The 5,074-nt window shown below is 57.2% G+C and carries 3 protein-coding genes; 2 read left to right on the top strand and 1 reads right to left on the bottom strand.

Features of this window, described 5'->3' with window-relative positions:
• Nucleotides 1-68: 68 nt before the first annotated feature.
• Nucleotides 69-1,490 carry a transglycosylase SLT domain-containing protein gene (locus HX803_RS31365; RefSeq protein ID WP_178925961.1) on the bottom strand — a complete coding sequence of 474 codons (1,422 nt, stop codon included), beginning with the start codon at nt 1,488-1,490 and terminating at the stop codon, nt 69-71.
• A 235-nt stretch (nt 1,491-1,725) separates the two neighbouring features.
• Between HX803_RS31365 and HX803_RS31370 the strand changes: the two genes are divergently transcribed.
• Nucleotides 1,726-2,532, top strand: a complete 807-nt coding sequence (locus tag HX803_RS31370) for a TatD family hydrolase (protein WP_178925962.1) — start codon at nt 1,726-1,728, stop codon at nt 2,530-2,532.
• Nucleotides 2,533-2,628: 96 nt separating this feature from the next.
• Entirely contained in the window at nt 2,629-4,032 is a 1,404-nt protein-coding gene (locus HX803_RS31375; protein ID WP_178925963.1) for a methyl-accepting chemotaxis protein, read from the top strand.
• The last annotated feature ends 1,042 nt before the right edge of the window (nt 4,033-5,074 follow it).

A 5,074-nucleotide genomic window follows, 5' to 3' on the forward strand; every position in this document is an offset into this window, starting at 1 on the left:
CGCTATATTAATCAGATTAAACAATGATAAAAGCCGAAAAAATGCCTAATTCATATCGACAAATTAGATTACTTACGTGAGGCGACTTTCGCCGCTGGCGGCTCCAGGGACTCCCGCTCCCGATCAAACGCCAAGTAGTACTTGTTCACGCTATTAACATAGCTGACGCCGCCCATCCCCACTTGCTCCATGGCAATACGCTCGACCTGGAAGAACCACTGATTGGGGTTCAGCCCTCGGCGCCGGGCTTCTGCGCGCATACCCTGCACGCGCTCTGGCCCCATGTTGTAGGCGGCGAGTACAAACGCCATGCGCTCACGCTCGTTCAGCTTGGGACTGGCAAAGAACTTGCGCCTGATCATCGCCAGGTAGCGCGCACCGGCCTGCACATTACTGTCGAGACTTTCGATATTGTTGACCCCTACCCGCTGCGCTGCGGACGGCGTGATCTGCATCAGGCCGGTCGGTCCGCCACTGTTACGCGCCCCCGGATCAAACGCCGACTCCTTGAAGGCCAGCGCCGCCAGGTTCAGCCAGTCCATGCCCTGCTCGCGGGCATGCTTCTGCAGGACCGGGCGCAATTTTTCCAGGCGCTGGCGGTCGGCCCGGGCCAAGGGGTTGCGGACCTGGTAGAGGCGACGGTAGATGCGTTGAAAGGCCACATCCTGGTCGGACGGCGTTCGATACGTCTTGAGGAAGCGGTCGATGCTGGCCCGCAGCATCGAAGCGTCCTGGCGGACAAACCAATACTCGTCGCCCGGCTCGCTGATCGCCACCTGCCGGTCAAAGCGCAGCTTGGGCAGGATCTTCGACCAGCGCTCGGCTATCGGTTTTTCGACAATGGTGAGGTGAAAGATTCCGGCCTGTACCATCTCCAGCACGTCTTCAACGGCCAGCGTCGGGTCGACCCATTCCACCTTTACCGGCGGCTGCTTGTGCAGGGCCAGCTTCTGGTTGACCTGGCTGATTGCGTCCGCAGCCGCACTGCCGGTGGTCAGCGCCAGGGTACGCCCGGAAAGTTGCTCGAGCTTGGTGAACCGGCGTTCCCCCTTGACGCCCACCAACCACAAGGGCACATCGCTGGCGATCGGGTCACTGGTGCTGATCTTGTGCGCCGCCTTCACATCCAGCAACTCACCGGGGGCTACCAGGTCGCCTTCACCACGGGCCAACGCACCCAGCAGTTGATCCTTGGCCTTGGGAATGATCTTGAGGGAAATTTCTTCGCCATCACGGGCGTGGCCGTTCAGGTATTGCTCGAACGCACGCAGGCGGTGGTATTCGATACCAATGGCCTGGCCCTGGATTTCACCGGAGCTGTTGCGGCTCTGGTTGACCAGCACGCGTAGAGTGCGGCTGGAGCGGATTTGCGCCAGGTCCCGCACCTTGCCGGGCTTGGTCACTTCCAGCGGCCCGTCCAGACGCGCGACCGCCACCATGGGCAGCGATAACGTCAGGCACAACATAAGCAACGCCGAGGGTCGGATCATCCGCTCTCCGGAAAGAATACTGGCCAACGCCCTCGCGAAAAACGAGACGCTGGGTGTCAGAAACAGAGCGCTTTATGCGCTGGCAAGGCGCGCAACGGTGGCACAGGTAAGGCAGTCAGCCAAACGCAATGTCACTTGCGACGTTCAAAGACAGCTATAACTCGTTGTAGTTCTTCGATTTTCTTATAAATCTACAGCTCTGATATGCTTTCCGACCGCAGGCGGAGGTAGCACCATGCAACTCATTGATATCGGCGTCAACCTGACCAACCCCAGTTTCGACGAGAGGCACCAGGCTGTTCTCGAGCGTGCCTATGCTGCCGGCGTGCAACAATTGGTGCTCACCGGCACCAGTGTCGATGGCAGCGAACAGGCCCTGGAACTGTGCGTAAAACTCGACGAAAGCGGCCAGCGCCTGTTCAGTACGGCCGGTATCCACCCTCATTCCGCCAGCGATTGGAACGGCGACAGCGCCCAACGTTTGCGCGGTTTGCTCAGCGAACCTCGCGTGCGGGCAGTGGGCGAATGCGGGCTGGATTTCAACCGTGATTTTTCCCCACGCCCTCAACAGGAAAAAGTCCTTGAAGAACACCTGGCCCTGGCCGTCGAGCTGAAGCTGCCGGTGTTTCTCCATGAGCGCGATGCCAATCAGCGCCTGCTGGAGATCCTCAAGGACTATCGCGACCACCTCACCGCCGCCGTGGTGCATTGCTTCACGGGGGAACAACAGGCGCTGTTCAGCTACCTCGACTTCGACTTGCATATCGGCATCACCGGTTGGATCTGTGACGAACGCCGTGGGACGCACCTACACCCCCTGGTCAGGGAAATTCCCCGGGGCCGCCTGATGCTGGAAAGCGATGCCCCTTACCTGCTGCCGCGCACCCTGCGTCCCAAGCCGAAAAACGGCCGTAACGAACCGGCGTATCTGGTGGAAGTACTGCGCGAAGTGGCTCTGCATCGCCACGAAAGCGTGGAAGACCTGGCCCAGCACAGCACCGCCTGCGCCCGCCGCTTTTTTGGGCTGCCCAGCGTGGACTGATGCGGCGCATTGACCCATGTCAAAACCGGCTTCCTGAGTAGCGGCACAATAATGGCACCTTGCCAATGCTGTTTCCGCTATCAGAGAAAACCTTCCATGGGTGCCTGGCTTAGCAATATCTCGCTGAAATACAAATTCTGGGCCGTGAACGCGGTCGCTTTCATCACCACATTGCTGCTGGTGTTGTACGCAGTGCAGCTCGAACAACAGGCACGCAGCGATGCGTCCCAGGCCTCGGCGCAGGCTCAAGGGCGATTGCTCGCTGCCTGGCCGACCGAAAAAGCGCTCCCCAAAAGCGAACACTGGCTGACGTTTACTCGTGGCCAAACCCCACACCTGGCCGATCAAGATCTGTCAGCCCTGAGCAGCGCCAGCGGCTGGGTCGAGCTCAACCCCATGCCGTTGCTGGGTGAAAATCCGCTGCTGGGTGCTGAAGTGATCAACCGTGCAGACGGCCAGAATCTCGCCGTGCTGGCCTACGCGCCCAGCCTAAGCCAGGTGTTCAGTGATCGTTTTGCCAATTACGCCGTCGCCGTTGCGATCCTGATGCTGGCGATGCTCGGCGCCTCACAACTGCTGATCCGTTTCCTGCTCAGCCAGCTCAATACGCTCAAGGACGTGATGCTGCACGTGGAGAAAACCGGCGACTTGTCGGCGCGTGTACCCTTGGCGTGCAAGGATGAGGTCGGCCAGATGGCCACCGCGTTCAATGCCATGCAGGCCGGCTACCAGCGGGTAGTCAGCACCGTGGCGCGCACCGCCCAGCAACTCGACGACGGCGCCGCACGCCTGGCCAGCAGCATGAACGAGGTGCAGCACGGCATGCTCGGCCAGCAAAGCGAAACCGACCAGGCCGCCACCGCGATCAACGAGATGACGGCCACCGTCTACCACATCGCCCAACACGCCGGCGCCACCCGCGACCTGTCCCAGACCGCCGACACCCTTGCCGGCAGCGGCCAGGAGGTGGTCACCCGCGTACAACGCTCGATTGCCGGCCTGTCCACCGGTGTGCAGCAGACCGCCGAAATGATCCAGAAACTGGCCGAAGACAGCCAGAAGATCAACGGCGTGGTCGGGGTGATCCACAGCATCGCCGAGCAGACCANNGTGCGCAACCTGGCCAAGCGCGTGCAAAGCTCCACCGACGAAATCACCCGCATGGTCTCGGCCTTGCAAGCCGGCACCCGCGATGCCGTGGACTTCATGCAGGAAAGCTCGTTCAAGGCCGACGATTGCGTACAGCAAGCCCAAGAAGCCGGCGCCGCACTCGCCGAAATCACCGGAGCGGTCGCGCAGATGCGTGAAAGCAATACCCAGATCGCCGTCGCCGCCGAACAGCAGAGCCACGTCGCCGAAGAGATGAACCGCGCGGTGGTGAGCATCCGTGATGTCACCGAGAATACCGTGCAGCAGACCGTGGACTCGGCGACGACCAGTAATGAGCTGGCAACGTTGGCTGGGGAATTGAGTAAAGCGATTGGGCAATTGAAGCTGTAAGGCTTTTTAACCTGTAATCCATCCCTTACACCAACGCCTCGGTTTACCCGAGGCTTTCGCGAATCTTCCTAGCATTCCTGGCGAATAACGCCGACTTCTTTCCCTTATAAACCTCTGCAAAGTCCTTCGCCTGATCAAACAGTACGAAGGATTGCAGATGAATTTTTTCGTTAGTGCCCTGATGGGCAGGGCTGTCTCAGACGCCTCTCCCATATGGAAGCATCGCGCATGACCGACGCTTCCCACATTGCCCTAATAGAACATGAGCTGAATGGCGTTCATCAAAGCATATCGGAGTATCACCAACAGGCGGTCGCCTGCTATTCGCGCGCATTGAACTCAGTCAACCACGCCGCAGACATGCCTCTGTTGCTGGAAATTAAGTTGAAGACCAAACGACACACTTCAACTTAACATCTATTGAGCAACCCGAAACGGAAAAGTTATCGGCACAAAAACAAAATATTACCTTAGAGGGAAATAATGAAATATTGGAATGAAATAGAGAACACTATATTTTTTGAAAAAATCTTCAGTCAACCTGTCGAGATAGGTGAAATTTTTCTATTATCGCTACAAATAGACAATGACCGACCGAGGCTGGGAATTGGATTTGACATACCTGAGTTCCCGGACGTCCTACCGGAAAAATGAAAAGACAAGGGCTACAACGTCTGCAGGCTCGGCATTGACTGCTATGAAATTAGCGATCTAAAAATACTCAACATACCAAACAGAGATACTTTCGCAGTAGAAATAACAAAAAAAGACGGCCAACTTCACTTTAAAGCCGCCAACAAACACTCTTTAATCGAATTCAACTCTAAGGACATTTCATTGATCAATCCAAATGTTTACATCAGAGGCAATGATGAGGACTTTTAAAAAGCACTCTTTAGCGAAAACAATCTAATTCTGTTGGTATGCGACTCAAAATACAGAGGCTGGCAAGTCGGTAGTGCACTAGACGTTACATCTCTCTTGGGTGAAACAACCGGCTACCCATTCTGGCTAACCGATACCCACCTCACGTTTCTAATCC

Source organism: Pseudomonas sp. P7548, assembly GCF_013386585.1.
In the GTDB taxonomy this organism is placed as follows: domain Bacteria; phylum Pseudomonadota; class Gammaproteobacteria; order Pseudomonadales; family Pseudomonadaceae; genus Aquipseudomonas.